Raw genomic sequence first — 21750 nt, forward strand, 5'->3', positions numbered from 1 at the left:
GAAATCCAGCGCGTCACTTGATGCTGAAGCCGGGCGACGCGTCGCCGCTGCCCCGCGGGCGATCGGCGTCGCCGACCGAGGTGTCGAGCCGCGGTTTCGGCCGGTCCCCGCCCGTCACGCCGTTGCTCGTCTGGTTGAGCAGAATCCGCTGCAGGTCGTCGGAATCCTGAAAGGCGTCGGTGGGCAGTTTGATGTCGTTCGCCGACACCGGCTGGACCAGATAGGGGGTCACGACGATGACGAGTTCGGTTTCGCCGCGGCGGAAGCTGTCCGATTTGAACAGCATGCCGAGCAGCGGAACGTCGCCGAGACCGGGCATCTTGTCGATCGCGCCGATCGAACGATTGTTCATCAGCCCGGCGATCATGAAGCTTTCGCCCGAGCCGAGTTCGACCGTCGTTTCGGCGCGGCGGATCGTCAACGCGGGAACCTGGAACCCCTGCATCACGATCGCGCCTTCGGTCGACAGTTCGGATACTTCGGGGCGAACGCGCAGGCTGATCCTACCATTCGACAGCACGGTCGGCGTGTACGCGAGGCTGACGCCATATTTGCGATACTCGATCGTCGTACCGGCAAAATTGCCGGGGACCGGAACCGGGAACTCGCCGCCGGCAAGGAAGTCGGCGGTTTCGCCGGAAATGGCGGTCAAATTGGGCTGCGCCAGCGTCGCGACCAGACCCGATCGCTCGCCGATGTCGAGCGAAGCCATCAGGTCGAGCCCGAACAGGCGGCCGGCACCGGCCAGGCTCCGCTTGCCGGCGGGCGTATCGAACCGGTAATTGGTGCCCAGCGTTGTCTGGCCAGGGGGAAGCGGCAGGCCGGTCGAAGGATCGTAAGGCCGCGCAGCCGGGCTTCCCGGGAAAACCGCGGTCGGGGCAGGGATGCTGGTGATCTCACCCGGGCTGCGGCCGCCGAACACGCCGCCGAGGAAGCCGTTGCCCAGCGGGCCATCGGTATCGCGCGTCAGCAGGTTGCCGCTGATTTCCTTGACCAGCGAGCGGTTTACTTCGGCGATGCGGACCTGCAGGTTGACCTGTAGCGGCGTGGCCGTGCGAAGACGCGACAAGACCTTGGTCGGCTCGCCGACGAATGCCTGGACGAGCCGTTCGGCTTCGGCGGCATCGTCGGGTGACTGGACCGTACCAGTGAGCAGCACGAAGCCGTTCATCGTGTTTGCCGAAATGCTGGCGTCGGGCATGGCGAGCGACAGCATCTGGTCGATCGTCTCGATATTGTTGCCGACGCGGGCGACGGTCGAGAAAACGACACGGCCGCTGGCGTCGGTGGCATAGATGCTGGTTTCGCCCGGCTTCTTGCCAAAGATATAGAGCTGGCGGCCCGAACGCACCTGGACGTCGGCGACTTCGTCGTTGGCGACAAAGACGTCGGACATCGAGGCCGGAAGGCTGACCAGGCGGCCACGGCCCACCGAGAGTTCGATGCTGCTGCTGGCATTCTGGACGGCCTGGGCGATGGCGGGCGCCGAAGGTGCCGCTGCCAGCGTGGCTGCCACCAGGCCGATGGCCAGGGTGCGGGCCAGAGCCGCCGCCTTGAATTTGGCTGTGCTATTCATCTTACTTACCCCCAACCGGAACTTCGGTCATCTTGTCGCCGCGGGTCACGCGCACGACCGGACCGGTCGGAACGGACACGGCGCCCCCATTAGACGGCATGAAGCCGCCGCCATTCGTCGCAGCCTGCGGCGCCCGCGAGGAGTTCACGCGGCCGCGTACCGGGATCCAGAAGCGCGACACGTCGCCGCCCGTGGTCACTGTCGAGCGGCTGGCGACCGGACGTGCGGCGGCTTCGGCCAGCATCCGTTTTTCCGCCGCGGAGCCGCCCTTGGCCGGCACATTGATGTCGCCCGACGCGATGGCCGCATCGAGTTCGCCGGCGCTTTCGGCCAGCGGACGCAGTGCGAGCGACAATTTGCCCATGTCCTGCGCGACGGCGATCTTCTCGGCAATTTCCGGCGTGGCTTCGAGCGTTACCGAGCCAAAGGTGCGAACCGGGGTCTTCCCGGTTTCATCCTCGGCGTCATAACGCTGATCGGTCGCCAATATGCGGACATTGCGAACGATCGTCTCGGCCGTGAATATCTGCTTGTCGGGATAGCTGCTGCCTTCCTCGACCGAGATCGTCTGAGCCAGCACCACATCGACGCGGTCGCCCGGAAAGACGAAACCGGCGACGCCCTGTTCTTGGCTGACCTTGACGGTAACGGCACGCATGCCCGGGCCAAGCGCCGCGGCGAGGAAGCCGCGATCATCGGGATGGACGAGTGCGCCTTGCGTCAGCGGCTGGCCGGCGGTGATCGGATAGCGCACGACAGTGCCGACCAACGTGTTCACGTCGGTCTTGTCCTTCATGAAATAGGCCTTTTCGACCAATTCCTTGGGCCAGGGCTGGAAACGGAAGCTGTCCGGGCCGACAATCGTGCCGACGGGCAGTTGCCGCGTCGCGACAAGGATCATCGGACCGGTAATGTCCGGCGCCGCGGCTGCACGCGCTTGCGGAGTGGCTGCTCCGCGCATCATCTGGTTGACCCCGAACGCTGCGCTGATGGCAATCACCAACGCGCCGACGATCAGCATAATCTTTCGCGTATCCATGACGATTTGTCGCCCTCCTGCACCCACCAGAGACGGTCGTGCTTTTCCCTCAGGTCATCCGATAACCTGAAACTGGTTAAGATATTGTTGGTGAAGCGCCCAAAGGCCCGCAGCGGCGATGGCAACCCCATAGGGAACCTCGACCGGTTTGTCCGAAGGGCGCAATTTCATATGGATAAGCATCACCGCCGACAGAACGCCACCCCCAATGGCCATGACCATCAGGGTCGGCATGAACAGCGGAAGCGGAATCCACAGCATCACCGCGCCGATCATTTTGACATCGCCGCCGCCCATCGCGCCGATCGCGAACAGGCCGGCAAAGACGAGAAAGACCGCGAAGGCGGCGCCGAACTGAAGCAGCACATCGGGCCAGAGCGCGAGACCGCTCGCAATCCAGAAGGGAATTGCGAGCAGCGCCATCGCGGCGTTGAGCTCGTTGGAAATGGTGCGCGACCGGACGTCGCTGATCGCCGCGGCAATCATCAGCAGGCCGAGTAAGGCCATCAGGCCGAGCGAGATTGTGCCGTTATCCATCGGTTTTCTCCTACGCAACATGGCTTACCAAAGCGTAACCATGTCGGCGGGGACGCTGCGGCTTGCATTCCGCGGTCCAACCGATATGCGGCGGGCATGACCGACGCGCCGCCTTCCGCCACCGATGTGCTGATTGTCGGCGCCGGAATCGCGGGTGCAAGCCTCGCGGCGGCGCTGGCGCCCTGGCGCCGCGTCCTGCTGGTCGAGGCGGAGGACGCGCCCGGCTATCACGCGACGGGCCGGTCAGCGGCCTTCTGGCACGAAAGCTATGGCGGGGTGGGGGTTCAGCCGCTGACCCACGCATCGCTGGAGATGTTGAACAGTCCGCCGCCCGAATTCTCGGATCATGGCTTCCTGTCGCCGCGCGGCGCATTGACGCTGGGCCAGAGGTCCGAGGCCGCGGCGGTCGACGCCTTCGTTGCCGAATTCGCGGCGCAGGGCGTCGATGTTGCAAGAATGTCGGGCGAGGCGGTTTCGCGCATGGTTCCGGGTCTTCGTCCCGAATGGAGCGAAGCCGCCTATGAGGCGGCGTGCCGCGACATCGATGTCGGCGGCCTGCATGCGGCCTATCTTCGCGCGGCAAAGCGCGCCGGCGCAACATTGGTCACGCGCGCGCCGGTGCGGGGGGCGCGCCGTGTCAGCGACGGCTGGGACGTCGAACTGGGCAGCGGGCAGGTCCGCGCGGCGCTGATCGTCAATGCCGCCGGGGCATGGGCGGACGAGGTCGCGGCCGCGTGCGGCATCGCGCCGGTCGGCATCCAGCCCTATCGCCGCACGGTGATGCAGGTTCGGCTGGGCGTTCCGGTTCCCGCCGACCTTCCGCTCGTTATCCACGTCGGCGGCGAATTCTATTTCAAGGGTCAGAGCGAGGGGCGCGTCTGGCTGACCCCTCACGACGAGACGCCGACCGCACCGCACGACGCGGCGCCGGAAGAGCTGGACGTCGCACTCGCGATCGACCGGATGCAGTCGGTGGTCGACTGGCCGGTCGTTGCGGTTGAGCGCAAATGGGCGGGGCTGCGCAGCTTCGCGCCCGATCGCATCCCGGTTTTTGGCGCCGATCGGCATGAGCGCGCCTTCATCTGGTGCGCAGGGCAGGGGGGCTTCGGGATTCAGACTTCGCCGGCGATCGCCGCTTTGCTTGCGGCTGAGCTTGGCGCCCCGCCGCCCGGCGGCGCCATTGGCCGCGTCGATCCGACGCCCTTCGCGCCATCGCGCTTCGCCTGAGCCATCTAGCCGCTTGCACAGCGAAACGACCGCATTAACATGGGCTTGGCCGTACCACCCCCGGCACGGCCCGACCTGTGGAGGATGGCATGGCCCATTATTTCGAGATCAAGAAGAACAAGGCCGGCGAATTTGTCGCCTATTTCAAATATAATAGCGAACCCATCTTCTGGACCGAAGGCTATAGCAGCAAGGCCTCCGCACAGAATGCCATCGACTCAATCCTGAAGAACGGCCCGGGCGCCGAAGTCCGCGAAGCCGAGTGATGCCCAGGGTCGGGACCTACTAATTGCGCGATCGAGGCGTCGAAATGGCGAAGATATCGGGTTCGGGTGGCCGCCGCGGGTAGCATCGCTACCCGCAAGGTCACGCGGACACGAGATCGAAGCCATTTCGGCGTCCCTTCGGGATTTGACCGATTTTGTCCATTGCGTCGTCGGCAAGTCTGGAAATATCGACATATTCCTGCGCCTTGCCTCCTCGCACTGAACAAAATCGCTTCAAACCTCGATCGCGCAATTAGTAGGTCTCGACCCTAACGCGCGGGTGCCCTGCGCGCCCGCGCGACTTCGAGGGCGGCGTCGCTCGCCAGCTGGTCGGCGAGTTCATTGTCGCCGTGACCCGCGTGACCCTTGACCCAAATCCATTCGACCTTGTGCCGTGCGTTTTCCTTGACGAGACGCTGCCACAGATCGGCATTGGCGACCGGCTTTTTCGCCGCGGTTTTCCAGCCGTTCTTTTGCCAGCCGAAAATCCATTTGGTGATGCCGTCGCGGACATAGACGCTGTCGGTCGACAACTCGACGTTGCAGCTGCGCTTGAGCGCGGCGAGCGCTTCGATCGCGGCCATCAATTCCATGCGGTTGTTCGTCGTGTCGGGTTCGCCCCCCGACAGCTTTTTCACGACGTCGCCCCAGCGCAGCACGGCGCCCCAGCCGCCGGGGCCGGGGTTGCCCTTGCACGCGCCGTCGGTGGCGACGATCACGGTCTTGCCGGTGTTTTCGCTCATCCGGCTGCGAACAGGCTGGCGGCGTCGGGAGCGCTGTAGCGCTGCAACCGGGCAAGGAACGGCGACGGATCCTTGCGCGTGACGAGCGCGTCGGCGGGTGTGTGCACCCAGTCGTGCGCGCGCGTCAGCAGGAAGCGCAGCGACGCGCCGCGCGCCAGCAGCGGCAACGCAGCAACCTCAGCGTCCGACAGCGTGATTTCGCGCGCATAGCCGCGCATCAGTGCTTCCGCGCGCGCGGGGTCGCATTGCTTTCCGTCGGCGGAAAAGGCCCAGGACGCATGCGTGATGACCAGGTCATAGGCGCGGAAGTCGCTCGCGGCGAAATAGAAGTCGATAAGGCCGGTGACCCGGTCGCCGAGCATCAGCACATTGTCGGGAAACAGGTCGGCGTGGATGACATGCGCGGGCAGGTCATCGGGCCAATGCGCGTCGAGAAATGCCAGTTCGTCATCGACGATCGATTGCAGCCCCGGCAACACGACATCAAGGTCGCCGGTCGCTTCGGCAACGGCGCGCCAGTGAGTATGGCCCATGCTGTTCGCGCGCGCACCAGTATAGCCCTCGAGCGCACGGTGCATCGCGCCGAGTGCGGCGCCTGCGGCTTCGCACTGGGCCGGGGTCGGCTGCGTCAGCGAAATGCCGGGCAGGAACTGGATGACGCACGCCGCGCGGCCAGAGATCTGCTGTATCGCGACGCCGCCCCGGTCGCGGATCATCGCCGGGACCGGGCAGTTCTGGCTGGCGAGATGGTTGAGCAGGTCGACAAAGAAGGGCAGGTCACCCTCGCTCACGCGCTTTTCGTAAAGCGTCAGGATGAAACGTCCGCCCGTCGTTTCGAGCAGGAAGTTGCTGTTCTCGACGCCTTCGGCGATCCCCTTGCACGACACGACGGTGCCGATGTCGTATCGGGCGACGAGAGCGGCAAGATCGTCGGGCTCGACGTGCGTGTAGACAGCCATCAGGCGGCTTCGAGCCCGCGCGGCAGTTTGAAGACCATATTCTCTTCGGCGGTGACGACCACGTCTTCGATGATGGGACGAACCGAAGCGACGGCGTCGATCACCTCGCGGACCAGTGTTTCCGGCGCGCTCGCGCCGGCGGTGATCCCGAGTGTCGCGATGTCGTGCAGCCACGCCGGGTCGATGTCCGTGCCGCGCTGGACGAGATGCGCCGGGGTCCCCAGCCGCTCGGCGACTTCGACAAGCCGCAGGCTGTTCGAGCTGTTGGGTGCACCGATCACGATCATGCGATCGCATTCGCCTGCGATCGCTTTCACGGCATCCTGACGGTTCGACGTCGCGTAACAAATATCCTCGCCGCGCGGGCCCGTGATCGCCGGAAAACGATGCTGGAGCGCCGCGATGATGTCGCGCGTGTCGTCGACCGACAGGGTGGTCTGGGTCAGGAAGGACAGCATCTCGGGATCGGGCGGCGACAGCGCCGCGACGTCGTCGACCGATTCGACCAGCGTCATCGCGCCCTCGGGCAATTGACCCAGCGTGCCGATCACTTCGGGATGGCCGGCATGGCCGACAAAGACGATATGGCGTCCCGTCTCGTGCGCGCGCTCGGCCTGTCGGTGGACTTTCGACACCAGCGGGCAGGTCGCGTCGATATAGTCGAGCCCGCGCATCTCGGCTTTCGCCGGCACCGCTTTGGGCACGCCGTGTGCGCTGAACACGACGGGCACGCCATCGGGAACCTGGTCGAGCGATTCGACGAAAATCGCGCCCTTGGCCTTCAACGAGTCGACGACATAGCGGTTGTGGACGATTTCATGCCGGACATAGACCGGCGCGCCATATTTCTGCAGCGCCAGTTCGACGATGCGGATCGCGCGATCGACCCCGGCGCAGAACCCGCGCGGCGCCGCGATCAAAACCTTGAGTTCTGCCGCTTCGCTGCCTTCAGCTTGCGTCATCGGATGGGGAGCGTTCATGATGCGCGCGCTCTAGCGCAGCAAGCCATCCGGGGTAAAGCCGCTTCGTCCCCCTTCGCATTCTTGTTCTCTTTGTTGCGCCGCGTTCATCGCACCGATAAGAAGCGGCGCGCATGAAGCGGGATCAACTGTCCCGACGCCTGTCAAAGCGCTTGTTTGGAAAGCCCGTTTATCATGATGCCCATTTCGTTTCCGTCCCGTAAGTTCCTGACCGTGCTGTGCGGCACGGCGGCCATGGCGACGGTGGCGGGCTGCGCGAAGGACAATGAAATCGACCTCGCAGGCGGCGTCGGCATCACCTCCACCCGCACCGCATGTCCTGCGGTCGCGGTGCCGCTGCACACCGGCGACATCACGCTGTTCGACCCCGCAACGAGCCGTGATGCGCGCGCTGTCGATGTCGTCGCCGCGATCACCAATGTGACGCCGGTATGCAACGACGCCGCGGAAAAGGTCTACCAGCTCGCAAGCTTCGACGTGGTCGCGACGCGCCGCGATGCCGGACCCGCGCGCACCGTGACCTTGCCCTATTACGCCACCGTGCTGCAGGGCGGCACCGCGGTTGTCGCGAAACGGCTGGGCAATGTCGCAGTGACCTTTGCCGAAGGGCAGGTGCGCGGCACTGGTCGTGCGCAGGCTTCGGCCTATGTCGATCGCGCCGCGGCAACGCTGCCCGCCGACATTCAGGAACGCATCACGCGCAAGCGCAAGGCGGGCGACCAGGACGCGGCGGTCGATCCGCTGAGCCTTCCCGAAGTGCGCGCCGCGGTGCAGCGGTCGAGCTTCGAACTGCTCGTGGGCTTCCAGCTGACGCAGGAACAGCTCGAATATAACGTCCGACGATAGGGCCGCGGCGGCGCTGCGGCGCCGTTCGCATCTTCACGCCCCGCGCGCCGATCGGCGACGCGGGGCTTTTCGCGCCCGCCCAGCTGCTATAGGGCGCGCGCAAGACTTTCCTGATCGAAGATAGGCCAGCCCGTGACCCTGTTCAGCCGCTTTTCCGACCATATCGGCGCCGCGCTCGACGCGCTTGCCGCCCGCGATGCCCTGCCGGGCGGCCTCGACCGCGGCGCGATCAGCGTCGAGCCGCCGCGCGACCCCGCGCATGGCGACGTCGCGACCAACGCCGCGATGGTGCTCGCGAAACCCGCAGGCATGAATCCTCGCGCGCTCGCCGATTTGCTCGTTGCCGAACTCGGCGCGCTGGGCGAAGTGACCGAGGCGAGCGTCGCGGGGCCGGGCTTCATCAACCTGCGTCTCGTCGATGACAGCTGGCGCGACGAGCTCGCGCTGATCTTCAGCGAGGGCGGCGACTATGGCCGTTCGACGATCGGGCAGGGACGGCGCGTCAACGTCGAATATGTCTCGGCGAACCCGACCGGCCCGATGCATGTCGGCCACTGCCGCGGCGCGGTCGTCGGCGATGCGCTCGCCGCGCTGCTCGAATATGCCGGGCATGAAGTGATCCGCGAATATTATATCAACGACGCGGGCGCGCAGGTCGATGTGCTCGCGCGCTCGGTGCACATGCGGTATCGTGAAGCGCTCGGCGAGGATATCGGCGCGATCCCCGAGGGGCTGTATCCGGGCGACTATCTGATGCCGATCGCGGGCAAGCTCGCGGCCGAATATGGCGAGCGCTTCGTCGGCGCGCCCGAAAGCGCGTGGCTCGGCCTGTTCCGCGCGGAGGCGGTCAGCGCGATGATGGACATGATCCGCGCCGACCTCGCCAAGCTCGGCATCCATCACGACCTGTTCTCGTCCGAAGCCGAATTGCAGGCCGAGGGCAAACCCGCCGCCGCCGAAAAATGGCTGCGCGATCATGATCTCGTCTACGATGGCCAGCTCGAAGCGCCGAAGGGCGAAACGCCTGAGGATTGGGAGCCAGTCGAATTGCCACTGTTCCGCTCGACGCAATTCGGCGACGATCAGGACCGCCCGATCAAGAAGTCGGACGGCAGCTGGACCTATTTCGGCGCCGACCTCGCCTATCATTTCCAGAAGAGCCGGAATGCCGACGAACTGATCGACATCTGGGGCGCCGACCACGCCGGGACGGTCAAGCGGATCAAGGCCGCGGTCGCCGCGCTTACCGGCGGCAAGACGCGTTTCGACGTCAAACTGGTGCAGATGGTGCGGCTGCTCAAAAATGGCGAGCCGTTCAAAATGTCGAAGCGCGCGGGCAATTTCGTCACGCTCGCCGATGTCGTCGACGAGGTCGGCAAGGATGCGGTGCGCTTCACGATGCTGACGCGCAAGGCCGACGCGCAGATGGATTTCGACTTCGCCAAGGTCGTCGAGGCGTCGCGCGACAACCCCGTCTGGTATCTGCAATATGCCAATGCCCGGATTTCGCGGCTGCGCAAAAAAGCCGCAGATGCAGGGATCGTGCTGCCGGAGCCCGCTCCCGCGCGCCTCAATGCGCATGAATTGGGGCTGGTGAAACTGCTCGCGCAGTTCCCGCGGATCGTCGAAGCCGCCGCGTCGGCGCGCGAACCGCACCGGATCGCCTTTTACCTTGCCGATGTCGCGGCGGCGTTCCACGCCTGGTACAATCTCGGCAACGATGACCCCAGTTTGCGCATCGTTCTCGACAATGACCCCGAATTGACCGCGACGCGCCTTTATTTGGCCGACGGAATCGGGCAAGTCATCCGTAACGGGCTGTCCCTGATGGGGGTAGAGGCGCTCGAGGAGATGAACTGATGGCCGGCGACAAGAACGCAGAGCAGGGGGATGCAGGTCTCGGTCTCGATGACGAGGATCGTCTGCCCTGGCTCGAAGCCGCCGACGGATTCGAGGAGGATGGCGAGGTTTCGCCCGCCCGTCTGCTCGTGATGGTGCTCGGCGGGCTCTTGCTGATCGGGGTGGTCCTCGGCGGTCTGTGGTGGGTTCAGAATGGCGGCACGCGCAGCGACGGCGAACTGATCGCGGCGCAGGACGGCGACTATAAGGTCGCGCCGAAGAATGACGGCGCCAAGGCGTTCGAGGGCGAAGGCGATGCCAGCTTCTCCGCCAGCGAAGGCGCCGAACCCGCGGGCAAGGTCGACCCGACGCGCATGCCCGAAGAGCCCGCTGTAACGGCTCAAGAACGCGAGGCCGCGGTAAAGAAGGTCGCAGCAGACAAGGCCGCCGCCACGAAAGCCGCTGCCACTAAGGGGGTGCCGGCGGACAAGGCGAAGCCCGCCGCAGCGCCGGTGAAGACCGCCGACGCTCCCAAGGCCGCTCCGGCATCGGGGGCGGCGATGATCCAGCTCGGCGCGTTCAGCAGCGACGCCGCGGCGGCGAAGGCATGGACGAACCTGTCGAAGCGCTTTGCCTATCTTGCCGAACTCAACAAATCGGTTTCGCCCGCGAAAGTCGGCGACGGCACCGTCTATCGGCTGCGCGTCTCGGCAGGGACAGCCGCCAATGCCAAGAATTTGTGCGGAAAATTGCGCGTTGCCGGTGAAAATTGCGTCGTCGTTCGCTGATTCGGCCCGCTTGGCCGCAGACTCTGTTGGTGCAAATCCGTCGCCATGGCATGGTTGCCGCTTGGTCATCGCCTGAGGGGTCGGCGATCGATGGAGTTTGATGCACGATGATACCGGCAATTTTCGGCCTGTCGGGCCTGACCCTCACCGACGACGAGCGCGCTTTCTTTCGCGATAGCGATCCCGCGGGCTATATCCTGTTCGGGCGCAATATCGAAAATCGGGAGCAGCTGCGGCGGCTGACCGATGAACTGCGCGATCTCGACGGGCGCGCCAATCTGCCGATTCTGATCGATCAGGAGGGCGGGCGCGTGGCGCGCATGCGATCGCCCGAATGGCCGCTTTTCCCGAGCGGTGCGGCGTTCGACGCGCTGTACGATCGCGCGCCCGCAAGTGCGATCGAAGCCGCCCGGCTCAACGCAATGGCGCTTGCTGCCATGCTGTCCGAGGTTGGGATTACGGTCGACTGCCTGCCGCTGCTCGACGTGCGTCAGCCGGGTGCGAGCGATGTCATCGGCGACCGCGCGCTCGGCAGCGAGCCGATGCGTGTTGCCGCGCTTGGCCGCGCGATCCTCGGCGGTTTGCAGGCCGGCGGCGTCGTCGGCATCGTCAAGCATATCCCGGGCCACGGCCGCGCGCTGCTCGACACGCATGAAGCGTTGCCGATCGTCGCCGCGCCCGACCGCGATCTCCAGACCGATCTCGCGCCCTTTGCGGCATTGCGCGATGCGGCGATGGCGATGACGTGCCACGTCATCTTCGAGGCGTGGGACCCCGACCGGCCCGCGACGCTGTCGCCGATCGTCATCGACAGCGTCATCCGCCAGCGTATCGGATTTCACGGGCTGCTGATGACCGACGATCTCGACATGAAGGCACTCTCGGGCGACGTGCCTTCGCGCGCCGCCGATGCAATTGCTGCAGGGTGTGACATCGCGCTCAACTGCTGGGCGAAGATGGACGATATGGTCGGCATCGCCAATGCGCTCGACCCGATCAGCACCGTGTCGCGCGCGCGCCTCGAAGGCGCGATGGACCGGATTTCGGGCGACAGCGACGCGCGCGCGTTCGCGACGTTGGTCGACCAGCGCGACGCGCTGTTGGCGACGGCCTGATCGCCGATGGAGGAATTGCCGCTCGATTTCGAAATCGTACCGGCAGCGCCCGAGCGCGACGACGCCTTGCAGCTTTCGTTCGAAAGCTGGGAAGGGCCGCTCGACCTTTTGCTCACGCTCGCGCGCAGCCAGAAGGTCGATCTCAAGCAGATTTCGATCCTGGGACTGGTAGAGCAATATCTGACCTTCATCGCCGAGGCGCGCGAGCTGAAGCTCGAAGTCGCGGCCGATTATCTCGTCATGGCGGCGTGGCTCGCTTATCTTAAATCGGCGCTGCTGCTTCCCAAGGACCCGCTTGAGGACCCGTCGCCCGACGAACTCGCGTTGCGCCTGCAATTGCGGCTGCAGCGGCTGGCCGCGATGCGCGAGGCGGCGGCACGGCTGCTCGCGCGCGACCGCGTCGGCCGCGACGTCTTTCTGCGCGCGAAGCCCGAGGGGCTGCGCGACATCAAGGTGCGGCGCTGGGACGCCAGCCTTTACGATCTCCTTTCGGCCTACGGCCAGGTCAAGCTGCGCTCCGAGCCCGTCGTGCATATGGTGTCGCGGCGCCCGGTGATCACGCTCGACGCGGCGCTCCATCATCTGCAGAGGATGATCGGCGTAAAGCTCGACTGGGCCGAACTGTCGGATTTCCTGCCGCCCGATTATGACGGCCCGCTGCGCCGCTCGGCGATCGCGTCGAGTTTTGTCGCCGCGCTCGAACTGGCGCGGCAGGGGCGCGTCGACCTGAAACAGGAAGGCGCGTTCGAACCTCTTTATCTGAAGGCATCCGGGGCATGATCGACGATCTCGAACGCGCGATTGAGGCGATGCTGTTCGCGAGCGACACGCCGCTCGACGCGCGGCAGGTTGCGGGGCGGCTGGGCGATGAAATGACGCCGGGCGAGGTTCGCGCGATCATCCAGACGATCGCCGCACGCCATGCGGGAAGCGGGATCGAACTCGTCGAGCGCGGCGGGCATTGGCATTTCCAGACACCTGCCGATCTCGCGCACCTGCTCCGCCGCGAACGCGACGATCCGCGCAAATTATCGCGCGCGGCGGCCGAAGTGCTCGCCATCGTCGCCTATCACGAGCCCGTCAGCCGCGCCGAAATCGAGGCGATCCGCGGCGTTCAGACATCGAAGGGCACGCTCGACGTGCTGATGGAGGCCGAATGGGTCGCGCCCGCGGGGCGGCGCGAGGTGCCGGGACGGCCCCTGATTTACAAGACGACCGACGCGTTCCTGCAACATTTCGGCCTCACGAGCCGCAAGGACCTGCCGGGAATCGAGGATTTGCGTGCGGCGGGACTGCTCGACCCGGTCGATCTCGCTTTCGAGGAAGCGATGGGCGAACTGGACCTAGTAAAAGACGGCGAAGAGGCTTAGATGACGGCCTCAAGGAGAATTTAAGATGGGTAGCTTCAGCATCTGGCACTGGCTCGTGGTCGGGATTCTTGTCCTGCTGCTGTTCGGCAAGGGCCGTTTTTCGGACATGATGGGCGATGTCGCCAAAGGCATCAAAAGCTTCAAGAAGGGTATGTCGGAAGACGACGCGCCGACGACGCCCGCACCCAAGCACATCGAGGGCCAGCGCGCGCCCGATGCCACCCCGATTTCGACCCCGACTGCCGAGCACGACAAGCTCTGATCGCCGTCTGCCTGCGGGGGAAGTTTTAGGTCATGTTTGACGTCGCGCCGACCGAGTTGCTGCTCGTCGTGTTGGTGGCCTTGGTGGTTATCGGCCCCAAGGATCTGCCCAAGGCGATGCGTTTTGTCGGCAAATGGATGGCGAAAGCGCGCGGCATGGCGCGCCATTTCCGCTCCGGGCTCGACACGATGATGCGCGAAGCCGAACTCGAAGAGCTTGAAAAGCAATGGCGCGAGCAGAATGACGCGATCATGCGCGAATTCCCGCGCATCGACGATGTGAACGCATCGTCCGCGACGTCGTCGGCGAACGCAGAATCGACCGAACCGACGAAGACCGAACCCGCGACAGAGGCCGAGATCGACGAGGCCGCGGCTACCAATCCGCCCGAAACGCATGCGATACCGCCGAAGGACGGCCCGCTGCCGTGACCGAAGAAACCGCGACAGATGAGGATGGCGCCGGCGGCAAGATGCCGCTGCTCGATCATCTGATCGAACTGCGTTCGCGCTTGCTGAAATCGCTGATCGCGATCGGCCTCGCCTTTGGCGTGTGCCTCTATTTTGCCAAGCCGATTTTCGGCATTCTCGTCCAGCCGCTCGTTCGTGCGGGGCAGGGGAAGCTAATCTATACCCAGCTGTTCGAGGCGTTTTTCGTCGAGATCAAGGTCGCGCTGTTCGCGGCAATGATGATCGCCTTTCCGGTGATCGCGAACCAGCTGTGGAAATTTGTCGCGCCGGGGCTGTTCAAGCAGGAAAAGCGCGCGCTGCTGCCCTTCCTGCTCGCAACACCGGTGTTGTTCGCAATCGGCGCCAGCTTCGCCTATTTCATCACCATCCCGATCGCGCTCAAATTCCTGCTCGGATATCAGGGTGACATTGGCGGGATTACGCAGGAAGCGCTGCCTTCGGTCGGCAATTATCTGAGCTTCACGATGCAATTCATCATGGCGTTCGGCATCGCGTTCCTGCTGCCGATCCTGTTGATGCTGATCGAGCGGTCGGGGCTGGTCACGCGCGAGCAACTGGTTTCGGCGCGGCGCTATATGATCGTTGCGGCCTTTGCGATCGCCGCGGTGTTCACGCCGCCCGATATTTTGAGCCAGCTGCTGCTCGCGGTGCCTTTGGTGTTCCTGTACGAAATGTCGCTGCTCGCGATCTGGTTTACTCAGCGCCGACGCAAAACAGGCGCCGAAGAGGCGCCTGTCGAGCCTCTCGAAGAGGCTTAGGGTAAGTTAGTCTCAGTCCCGATTAGTCGATGGCATCGCTGCCAGCTTGACCGACAGATTCGATGTCGCGACCGGCACCCTTTACCGTGTTACAGCCAGCGACCAGAAAGCTTGCCATCAGGGCGAGAAGGATTGCGCGGTAACTCGTCATATTTCTACCTCTCAGGATTTGTTGCAAAATGGCCCGGCACGCTTTCGAGGGGGGGGAGGGAATGCGGGCCGGGCCAATGTTGCTGAGCAGCGCTGCGGGGGGGCGATGACCGCTGCTCGAAATGGGAAACGACCAAAGCGGCGGATAAGTTCCGAAAAAAAATTGCGATAATGAATTTTTTTTCGGGTCTTTTTGAATCGCTTGAATTTCAGCGACTTGCCTTCAGAGAGAGGTCAATCCGCTGAGCACGGCGAGGCCCAGGAAGGCCAAAAATCCCATGGAATCGGTCGTCATCGTGACAAAAATGGAACTCGCAACCGCGGGATCCTGATCAAGTCGATCGAGCAGCAGGGGGATCGCGACCCCGGCGACACCGGCAACGAAGATATTCACGACCATCGCCGCGGCGATGACGGCGCCAAGCTGCGGATTGGCGAACCATAGCGCAGTCGCGGTCCCCGCGATTAGGGCTATCGTCCCGCCGTTGAGCAACGCGATCTTCATTTCGCGCCAGATCGCACGCCAGCTGTTCGAGTCGGTGAGCTGGTTCATCGCGAGTGCACGCACGGTGACCGCCAGCGTCTGCGTGCCCGCATTGCCGCCGACGCCCGCGACGATCGGCATCAATGCCGCCAGCGCGACCATATGCTCGATCGCGCCGCCGAAAAATCCGACGATCGACGAAGCGAGCAGCGCGGTGCCAAGGTTGGCGATCAGCCAGCGCACCCGCGCGCTGTATGTCTCGCGGATCGGTTCGTTGATGTCGCCGTCGCCCGCGCCCGACAGGCGCAAAATGTCCTCGCCCGCCTCTTCCTGAATGATGTGGACGACGTCGTCGACCGTGATCATGCCGACGAGCCTGCCGCCCTTGTCGACCACCGCGGCGGAGATCAGCGCATATTTCTGGAAGCGCAGCGCAACCTCTTCCTGATCCATGTCGACCGGGATCAGCGTCTGCTCGCGTTTCATCACGTCGCTGATCGCGATGTCGCGCGGGGTACGGAGGATCCAGCTCAGCTGGCACGTGCCGACCGGGCGGTGCCGCGGGTCGACGACGTAAATTTCCCAGAAGTCGCTGGTGAGGTCTGCATCTTCGCGTAGCCGGTCGATCACGTCGCCGACGGTCACATGTTCGGGCACCGCGACCAGATCGCGCTGCATCAGGCGCCCGGCGGATTCCTCGGGGAAGGAGAGGGCATCCTCGATCGCGGCGCGATCTTCGGGCTCCATCGCCTGGAGAACGGCCTGCTGCTCGTCCTCCTCCATATCCTCGATGATTGCGACGGCGTCGTCGGTATCGAGTTCGGACGCGAGTTCGGCGACTTGCTCCGGCGCGAGAAGATCGATCAGTTCCTCGCGGACATAATCGTTCATTTCCGCCAGCACGTCGGCGGACAGCATGTCGCCGAGCACCGCGGCGAGCATTGGGCGCTCGTCGGCGCGCGCGAGTTCGAACAGGTCGGCGATGTCGGCGGGGTGGAGGCGGCCGATCCGTTCGCGCGCCGCTTCACCTTCGCCGGCTTCGGCCAACTCGATCACGTCGCGCACGAATTCGGGCCTCAGCCGGTCGTCTTCGTCGAGTTCGGTGTCGGTTTCGCGTGCCGGTTGTTCGCGGTCGCGGTCATCGGCGATGACAACATCTTCCGGCGGCAGGGATTCTTCGCGTTTATCCATCGCGCGGTCCTCCCTGAAAGTTGCGGCGTTCGAGCTTTCCCCTAGTGCTGCGGCCCGCGGATAGCAACGCCGCGAACGCCTTTTCGCGATTTAATGCGTGGCTTTGGCCGCCGCCCCGGCTATGGGACCGCCAACATAGACCGCAGGAGTTCTACCATGTCCGACACTCTCACCCTTTCGCTGTCGACCGGCGATGTTGTCATTCGCCTTCGTCCCGATCTCGCGCCGCAGCATGTCGAGCGCATCGCCGGTCTTGCCAGCGAAGGCTTTTACGACGGCGTCGTGTTTCACCGCGTGATTCCGGGCTTCATGGCGCAGGGCGGCGACCCGACGGGCACCGGCATGGGCGGCAGCGAGCTTCCCGACCTGCCGCAGGAATTCAGCAGCGAACCGCATGTCCGCGGCGTTTGCTCGATGGCGCGCGCGCAGAACCCGAACAGCGCCAACAGCCAGTTCTTTATCTGCTTCGATGACGCGCGCTTCCTCGACAAGCAGTACACCGTCTGGGGCGAAGTGATCGAAGGCATGGAAAATGTCGACGCGCTGCCCAAGGGCGAGCCGCCGCGCGAGCCCGGCAAGATCGTCAAGGCGACCGTCAGCTGATCTACGAAAATCCCCGCTTCGGCGGGGATTTTTTTGCCTAGTCGCCGATAAAGCCATTAAGCCGCTCGCAGGCCGCGACCCAGTCCTGCTTGAACTCCTGCACGACCTGCCCGGCGCCCATCGCCTCGTTCATCAGGCCGACGCCCTGGCCGACCCAATAGGTCGCGAGCGCTTTCGCGCCTTCGTGGCCGCCTTCGGACAATTTATCGACCTTGCGCAGCGCCGGTTCGCTGACCAGCGATTGCAACGGCATCGGCAGCGGTTTCGGCGCGTCTTCGGCTTCCCATGCGTCGGTCCATGGCGAGCGGAGCTGGCGCGAGGGTTTGCCGGTGCGGCTCTTCGATCGCACGGTGTCGCGCGACGACGCGGCGAGCATCTTTTCCTTCACAACCGGATTGGTTTCGGCCTCGGCGGTGGTGAGCCACACCGAACCCGTCCAGGCGCCATGCGCGCCCATCGCCATCGCTGCCGCCATCTGGCGTCCGGTGACGATGCCGCCCGCGGCGAGGATCGGCGTGCTAGCGCCGACGGCTTCGACCGCCGCGGCGACTTCGGGGACGAGCACCATCGTTGCGACTTCGCCGCAATGCCCGCCCGCTTCGCCGCCCGCGACGACGAGGATATCGACCCCGGCGCGGACCTGGGTCAGCGCATGGTCGCGCGTCCCGACGAGCGCCGCGACGGGCACGCCGTGACGCCTGCCGAGTTCGAGCATCAACGGCGGGGGCACGCCGAGCGCGTTGGCGATCAGCGCGATCGGGTGACGAAAGGCGACCTCGAGCAATTTGGCGGCGCCGTCCTCATGCATATTGTCGCCGAAGCTCTGCCGACCCGCCATCGCCTCGGACAAGCCCGCTGGATCGACGCCATGTTTTTCGAGCAAACCGGCGGCAAAGTTCAGATGCGTCTCGGGCACTTTCGCGATGGCGGAGGAAGGCGCCTCACCCTTGCCGACGAAGCTGTTGGGGACGATCAGGTCGACGCCATAGGGGCGCCCACCAATATGCTCGTCGATCCACGCGAGCTCTTCCTCAAGCCGCTCGGGGGGCAGTGATGCGGCGCCGAACACGCCCATGCCCCCGGCTTTCGACACCGCGACGACGACGTCGCGACAGTGCGAGAAGGCGAGCAACGGAAATTCGATGCCGAGCATTGCGCAGATCGGGGATTGCATGGGGGACCTCTCCATTTGTCTATTTGCACCCATGTCAGCGTCAGTTGACGTAAACGTCAAGTTGATTTGCTGGGCAGGCGGATTATCGCGGGGTTCATGACCCAATTTTCCCTGCCCGATTTCGACCTCGATGCCTTCGTCCGCGCCACATTGGCCGAGGATCTGGGGGCGGGGGGCGATATCACCTCGATGGCGACGATTCCCGCCGATGCACGCTTTGGCGGAGTGATGGACAGCCGCGACGCGATCACCGTTGCAGGCTTGCCGATTGCCGAGCGATTCTTTCGTGCGCTCGAACCCGCCATGGAGATCGAGATACTGGTCGAGGAGGGCGCGCAGGTCGCGCCTGGCAGCGACCTGATGCGCCTGGCGGGCAATGCGCGCGCGATGCTGACAGCGGAACGGTCGGCGCTCAACACCGTCCAGCATCTGTCGGGTATCGCGACGATGACACGCCAATATGTCGACGCACTCGCCGGAACCGGCGCGACCTTGCTCGATACGCGCAAGACGATCCCGGGCCTGCGTGTGCTGGAGAAATATGCGACGCGGATGGGCGGCGCGACCAACCACCGCATGGGCTTGTGGGACGCGGCGATGATCAAGGACAATCATGTCGCGGTTGCGGGATCGGTCGAGGAAGCCGTGCGCCGCGCGGTTGCCGCGGGAATCGCGGACATCATCGTCGAGGTCGATCGCGTCGCGCAGGTCGAGCCCGCGCTGAGCGCCGGAGCGACGCACCTGCTGCTCGACAATATGGATCTTGCCGAGCTTCGCGAATGTGTCGCGCTGGTCGGCGGCAAGGTGCCGACTGAAGCGTCGGGCGGCGTACGACTCGATACGATCCGCGCAATCGGCGAAACCGGCGTGACCTATGCCTCGGTCGGACGGCTGACCCAGTCGGCGCCGGCTGCGGACATCGGGCTCGATTTTGCGCTGGCTTAGCGCCGCCGCGCTGGCGTTGATGCCGGTCGCGGCGCAGGCACAAGCTCTGGCATGCAGCATTCCCGACCGGATTCCGGTTCCGCGCCTTGAACAGCCCAAGCGCGGCGAACCTGTCCGCAATCCAGCAATCACCGGCTATCTGCTCAGTATGAGCTGGTCGCCGCAGCATTGCGCCGATGTTCGCAATCCGCGCGATGCGCGCGACCGCTTTCAATGTTCGGGCGCGAATGACCGTTTCGGCTGGGTGTTGCACGGGCTGTGGCCCGAAACCGATAGCCCGGGCTACCCGCAATGGTGCCGCCCGGCGAAGATCGTGCCGCAGCCGGTGCTGAAAAAGCATATGTGCATGACGCCGTCGGCGCAGCTGCTCCAGCACGAATGGGCGAAGCACGGCACCTGCATGAGCCCGAACCCCGCGGCCTATTTTCGCTCGGCCGAAATCCTGTTCCGCGCCGTCCGCTTTCCCGACATGAAGGCGCTCGCCGCCAAACCGCAAACCGCCGCCAGCGTCCGCCGCGCTTTTTCCGCTGTCAATCCGGGCGTGGCCGCGCCGATGATCGCCGTGTCGGTCGACCGGCAGGGATGGCTGAACGAGGTGCGGCTGTGCCTGGGGCCGCGCATGAAGCCGACAAGGTGCAAGCCATTCCAGAGCGGAGCGAAAGACGGCCGCCAGATCCGCGTTCGACCGATGCCCGCGCGTTAGGGCGAATCCCGAAAAGCGTGCCAGTGCGGGACGGCGCCGCGTTAACTCTCTTTTAACCTTATCGACTCGTTAACATGGCCCTAGCTTCCCTGCATGGACTCGAGCGATCAGATCGACATTCGCGGCCGCGTTCGCGATCATGGCAAGCGGCAGCTGGTCATCGCGCGGCTCAGCGCGCCGGCGGACTGGCAGGGCGAGCTCCGCGCCGCGCTCGCAGCCCATCGCGAGCCCGTCACAATCTTTTCAGCCAATGATTTCCGTCTATTTCTTCAGAGCTTCGCGATCTTCTTCACCGCGACGATGATGTTCCTGCTCTGAATTCGATCAATCGCAGGCGCGGTGCAGCTTCTGCGCGAGCCACGCCGACACCAGACACATCGCGGCGCTCATCAGCAACTGGTCGACGACGCCGACGCCGGCGAATCCCAGGCCCATCGCGAGCAGCGATCCCGCGACCATCGCGCCCGAATTAACGATATTGTTCGCGGCGACGGTGCGTGCAGTCTGGTCCTTGGGCACGGTCGTTGTCAGGAAGGCGTAGAGCGGCACGACAAACATGCCGCCGCTGATCGCGATGCCGAGCAGGCTGGCGAGCAGGGGGTAGACGTCGGCATGGTTCAAAAATCCGCTGATACCGTACATCGCGCCCGACGGATCATGTTCCCAGTTGCGGCAGACCCAATAGAAGGCGACGACGAATACGCCCATGACGATAACGCTGGCGGGGCTGTAGCGCGCCGAAACCTGCCCCTTCAGCAATCGGTTCACCGCGACCGAGCCGATCGCGATGCCGATCGAGAAGATCGCGAGGAACAGGCTGGCGACACTCTTGTCGGCGTGCAGGATATTCTTCACCAGCGGCGGGAACTGGATGAACAGCACCGCGCCGATCGTCCAGAAAAAGCTGATCGACAGGATCGCGAGATAGAGGCGCGGGATGTGCATCGTACCGCGAACGAGCGTGATCGACGAGCGGACGATGTGCCAGTCGATGCCGGTTTCTTCATGTTCGGGCGGCGCCGGGGGCACCTTTCGACCGGTCCAGTAACCGAGCGCGGCGACCAGCACGACGCCGAGTGCGGCCCATTCGACATCGATGACCCCGGCCAGGATCGTGCCGGCGAGGATCGCGATATAGGTTCCGGCCTCGACCAGCCCCGTCCCTGCGAGCACTTCGTCGCTTTTCAGATGCTGCGGCAGGATCGCATATTTGATCGGGCCGAAGAAAGTCGAGTGGATGCCCATGGCGAACAACGCGAGCATCATCAGGGGGATCGCGATCAAATGGACCGCGAAACCCAGCCACGCGAGGACCAGCCCGGCGCCGCCGACGAGCATGATCAATATTTCGCAGAATTTGACGATACGGATGATCCGCGCCTTGTCGCGCGTGTCGGCGAGCTGTCCGGCGAGCGCCGAGAGCAGGAAGAAGGGCAGGATGAACAGGCCGGTCGCGACCGCGCTGAACAATGTTTCGGACGCTTCGTCGTTGAATACGCCGTAAACGACGAACAGCACCATCGCGTTCTTGAACAGATTGTCGTTGAAGGCGCCGAGGAGCTGCGTGACAAAGAGCGGAAGGAACCTGCGTTGTTTCAGCAGCGCAAAGGAACCGGTCATTGAAAATCCATTTTTACAGCCCGACATGTCAACACCGGCTGCCGCCTCAGGCAATTCGGTTGTCGCCGGGGGGGCTTATCGGTTAGGGCATTCGGGGTCAAAGCC

Annotated in this window: 25 protein-coding genes; 15 read left to right on the forward strand and 10 right to left on the reverse strand. The window is 64.5% G+C overall.

Annotated features, from left to right (window positions below):
* Window positions 1-13 precede the first annotated feature (13 nt).
* From ATE70_RS13730 to ATE70_RS13740, 3 genes are read right to left on the reverse strand one after another with little or no spacing between them, the layout of a single operon-like run.
* Entirely contained in the window at window positions 14-1576 is a 1563-nt protein-coding gene (locus ATE70_RS13730) for a type II and III secretion system protein family protein (RefSeq protein WP_058538453.1), read from the reverse strand.
* Between the two features lies 1 nt (window position 1577).
* The gene (cpaB, locus tag ATE70_RS13735) at window positions 1578-2615 is read right to left on the reverse strand and encodes a Flp pilus assembly protein CpaB (protein WP_058538454.1); all 1038 of its coding nucleotides are present in this window, start codon (window positions 2613-2615) and stop codon (window positions 1578-1580) included.
* Between the two features lie 54 nt (window positions 2616-2669).
* The gene (locus ATE70_RS13740) at window positions 2670-3152 is read right to left on the reverse strand and encodes an A24 family peptidase (RefSeq protein WP_058538455.1); all 483 of its coding nucleotides are present in this window, start codon (window positions 3150-3152) and stop codon (window positions 2670-2672) included.
* Window positions 3153-3248: 96 nt separating this feature from the next.
* On the opposite strand from ATE70_RS13740, the gene ATE70_RS13745 reads away from it, so the two are divergent.
* Together ATE70_RS13745 and ATE70_RS24305 are read left to right on the forward strand one after the other, a co-directional pair.
* Window positions 3249-4379, forward strand: a complete 1131-nt coding sequence (locus tag ATE70_RS13745; protein ID WP_058538456.1) for an NAD(P)/FAD-dependent oxidoreductase — start codon at window positions 3249-3251, stop codon at window positions 4377-4379.
* A gap of 89 nt (window positions 4380-4468) precedes the next feature.
* Window positions 4469-4645: a YegP family protein gene (locus tag ATE70_RS24305; protein WP_081933099.1), complete on the forward strand. Its 177-nt coding sequence runs from the start codon at window positions 4469-4471 to the stop codon at window positions 4643-4645.
* Window positions 4646-4914: 269 nt separating this feature from the next.
* Here the strand turns inward: ATE70_RS24305 and rnhA are convergent, their stop codons facing one another.
* The 3 genes from rnhA to ispH are packed head-to-tail and all read right to left on the reverse strand — an operon-like array spanning window position 4915 to window position 7327.
* On the reverse strand, window positions 4915-5388 hold the full coding sequence (gene rnhA / locus ATE70_RS13750) for a ribonuclease HI (protein ID WP_058538457.1): 474 nt from the start codon (window positions 5386-5388) through the stop codon (window positions 4915-4917).
* Complete coding sequence (thrB, locus tag ATE70_RS13755) at window positions 5385-6347, reverse strand: homoserine kinase (protein WP_058538458.1); 963 nt, start codon at window positions 6345-6347, stop codon at window positions 5385-5387. The genes rnhA and thrB overlap by 4 nt, the downstream gene beginning before the upstream one ends.
* Window positions 6347-7327: a 4-hydroxy-3-methylbut-2-enyl diphosphate reductase gene (gene ispH / locus ATE70_RS13760; RefSeq protein WP_231732694.1), complete on the reverse strand. Its 981-nt coding sequence runs from the start codon at window positions 7325-7327 to the stop codon at window positions 6347-6349. Before ispH ends, thrB begins: the two co-directional genes overlap by 1 nt.
* A 174-nt stretch (window positions 7328-7501) precedes the next feature.
* Here ispH and ATE70_RS13765 point away from each other — a divergent pair, with 174 nt between their 5' ends.
* The 9 genes from ATE70_RS13765 to tatC all read left to right on the forward strand — a co-directional run bounded on the left by ATE70_RS13765 (window position 7502) and on the right by tatC (window position 14775).
* On the forward strand, window positions 7502-8173 hold the full coding sequence (locus tag ATE70_RS13765; RefSeq protein WP_058538460.1) for a hypothetical protein: 672 nt from the start codon (window positions 7502-7504) through the stop codon (window positions 8171-8173).
* Window positions 8174-8305: 132 nt separating this feature from the next.
* Window positions 8306-10033, forward strand: coding sequence for an arginine--tRNA ligase (argS, locus tag ATE70_RS13770; RefSeq protein ID WP_058538461.1), 1728 nt, complete (start codon window positions 8306-8308; stop codon window positions 10031-10033).
* Complete coding sequence (locus ATE70_RS13775; protein ID WP_058538462.1) at window positions 10033-10800, forward strand: SPOR domain-containing protein; 768 nt, start codon at window positions 10033-10035, stop codon at window positions 10798-10800. The genes argS and ATE70_RS13775 overlap by 1 nt, the downstream gene beginning before the upstream one ends.
* Window positions 10801-10907: 107 nt before the next feature.
* Window positions 10908-11915 carry a beta-N-acetylhexosaminidase gene (nagZ, locus tag ATE70_RS13780; RefSeq protein WP_058538463.1) on the forward strand — a complete coding sequence of 336 codons (1008 nt, stop codon included), beginning with the start codon at window positions 10908-10910 and terminating at the stop codon, window positions 11913-11915.
* A 6-nt stretch (window positions 11916-11921) separates the two neighbouring features.
* The gene (locus ATE70_RS13785) at window positions 11922-12695 is read left to right on the forward strand and encodes a segregation and condensation protein A (protein ID WP_058538464.1); all 774 of its coding nucleotides are present in this window, start codon (window positions 11922-11924) and stop codon (window positions 12693-12695) included.
* Complete coding sequence (gene scpB / locus ATE70_RS13790; protein ID WP_058538465.1) at window positions 12692-13285, forward strand: SMC-Scp complex subunit ScpB; 594 nt, start codon at window positions 12692-12694, stop codon at window positions 13283-13285. The genes ATE70_RS13785 and scpB overlap by 4 nt, the downstream gene beginning before the upstream one ends.
* A gap of 25 nt (window positions 13286-13310) precedes the next feature.
* On the forward strand, window positions 13311-13547 hold the full coding sequence (locus ATE70_RS13795) for a twin-arginine translocase TatA/TatE family subunit (RefSeq protein ID WP_037515303.1): 237 nt from the start codon (window positions 13311-13313) through the stop codon (window positions 13545-13547).
* Between the two features lie 32 nt (window positions 13548-13579).
* Entirely contained in the window at window positions 13580-13978 is a 399-nt protein-coding gene (gene tatB / locus ATE70_RS13800) for a Sec-independent protein translocase protein TatB (RefSeq protein WP_058538466.1), read from the forward strand.
* Window positions 13979-14019: 41 nt separating this feature from the next.
* Entirely contained in the window at window positions 14020-14775 is a 756-nt protein-coding gene (gene tatC / locus ATE70_RS13805) for a twin-arginine translocase subunit TatC (protein WP_058538614.1), read from the forward strand.
* Between the two features lie 22 nt (window positions 14776-14797).
* On the opposite strand, the gene ATE70_RS13810 is transcribed toward tatC, so the two are convergent.
* Together ATE70_RS13810 and mgtE are read right to left on the reverse strand one after the other, a co-directional pair.
* The gene (locus ATE70_RS13810) at window positions 14798-14926 is read right to left on the reverse strand and encodes an entericidin A/B family lipoprotein (RefSeq protein WP_037515306.1); all 129 of its coding nucleotides are present in this window, start codon (window positions 14924-14926) and stop codon (window positions 14798-14800) included.
* A gap of 222 nt (window positions 14927-15148) precedes the next feature.
* Window positions 15149-16600 carry a magnesium transporter gene (gene mgtE / locus ATE70_RS13815; RefSeq protein ID WP_197411458.1) on the reverse strand — a complete coding sequence of 484 codons (1452 nt, stop codon included), beginning with the start codon at window positions 16598-16600 and terminating at the stop codon, window positions 15149-15151.
* A 156-nt stretch (window positions 16601-16756) separates the two neighbouring features.
* Here mgtE and ATE70_RS13820 point away from each other — a divergent pair, with 156 nt between their 5' ends.
* Entirely contained in the window at window positions 16757-17203 is a 447-nt protein-coding gene (locus tag ATE70_RS13820; RefSeq protein ID WP_058538467.1) for a peptidylprolyl isomerase, read from the forward strand.
* Between the two features lie 37 nt (window positions 17204-17240).
* Here ATE70_RS13820 and ATE70_RS13825 read toward each other — a convergent pair whose 3' ends face one another.
* Window positions 17241-18377, reverse strand: coding sequence for an NAD(P)H-dependent flavin oxidoreductase (locus ATE70_RS13825; protein ID WP_058538468.1), 1137 nt, complete (start codon window positions 18375-18377; stop codon window positions 17241-17243).
* A 96-nt stretch (window positions 18378-18473) separates the two neighbouring features.
* Here ATE70_RS13825 and nadC point away from each other — a divergent pair, with 96 nt between their 5' ends.
* The 3 genes from nadC to ATE70_RS13840 all read left to right on the forward strand — a co-directional run bounded on the left by nadC (window position 18474) and on the right by ATE70_RS13840 (window position 20343).
* Window positions 18474-19322, forward strand: a complete 849-nt coding sequence (gene nadC, locus ATE70_RS13830; RefSeq protein ID WP_058538469.1) for a carboxylating nicotinate-nucleotide diphosphorylase — start codon at window positions 18474-18476, stop codon at window positions 19320-19322.
* Window positions 19309-20025: a ribonuclease T2 family protein gene (locus ATE70_RS13835; protein ID WP_058538470.1), complete on the forward strand. Its 717-nt coding sequence runs from the start codon at window positions 19309-19311 to the stop codon at window positions 20023-20025. Before nadC ends, ATE70_RS13835 begins: the two co-directional genes overlap by 14 nt.
* Before the next feature lie 93 nt (window positions 20026-20118).
* Complete coding sequence (locus ATE70_RS13840; protein ID WP_058538471.1) at window positions 20119-20343, forward strand: hypothetical protein; 225 nt, start codon at window positions 20119-20121, stop codon at window positions 20341-20343.
* Between the two features lie 6 nt (window positions 20344-20349).
* On the opposite strand, the gene ATE70_RS13845 is transcribed toward ATE70_RS13840, so the two are convergent.
* A complete protein-coding gene (locus ATE70_RS13845; RefSeq protein WP_058538472.1) occupies window positions 20350-21645 on the reverse strand; it encodes an MFS transporter in 1296 nt (431 codons plus the stop codon).
* Window positions 21646-21750: the final 105 nt, after the last annotated feature.

This window comes from Sphingopyxis sp. H053, assembly GCF_001468225.1.
Classification (GTDB): Bacteria; Pseudomonadota; Alphaproteobacteria; order Sphingomonadales; family Sphingomonadaceae; genus Sphingopyxis.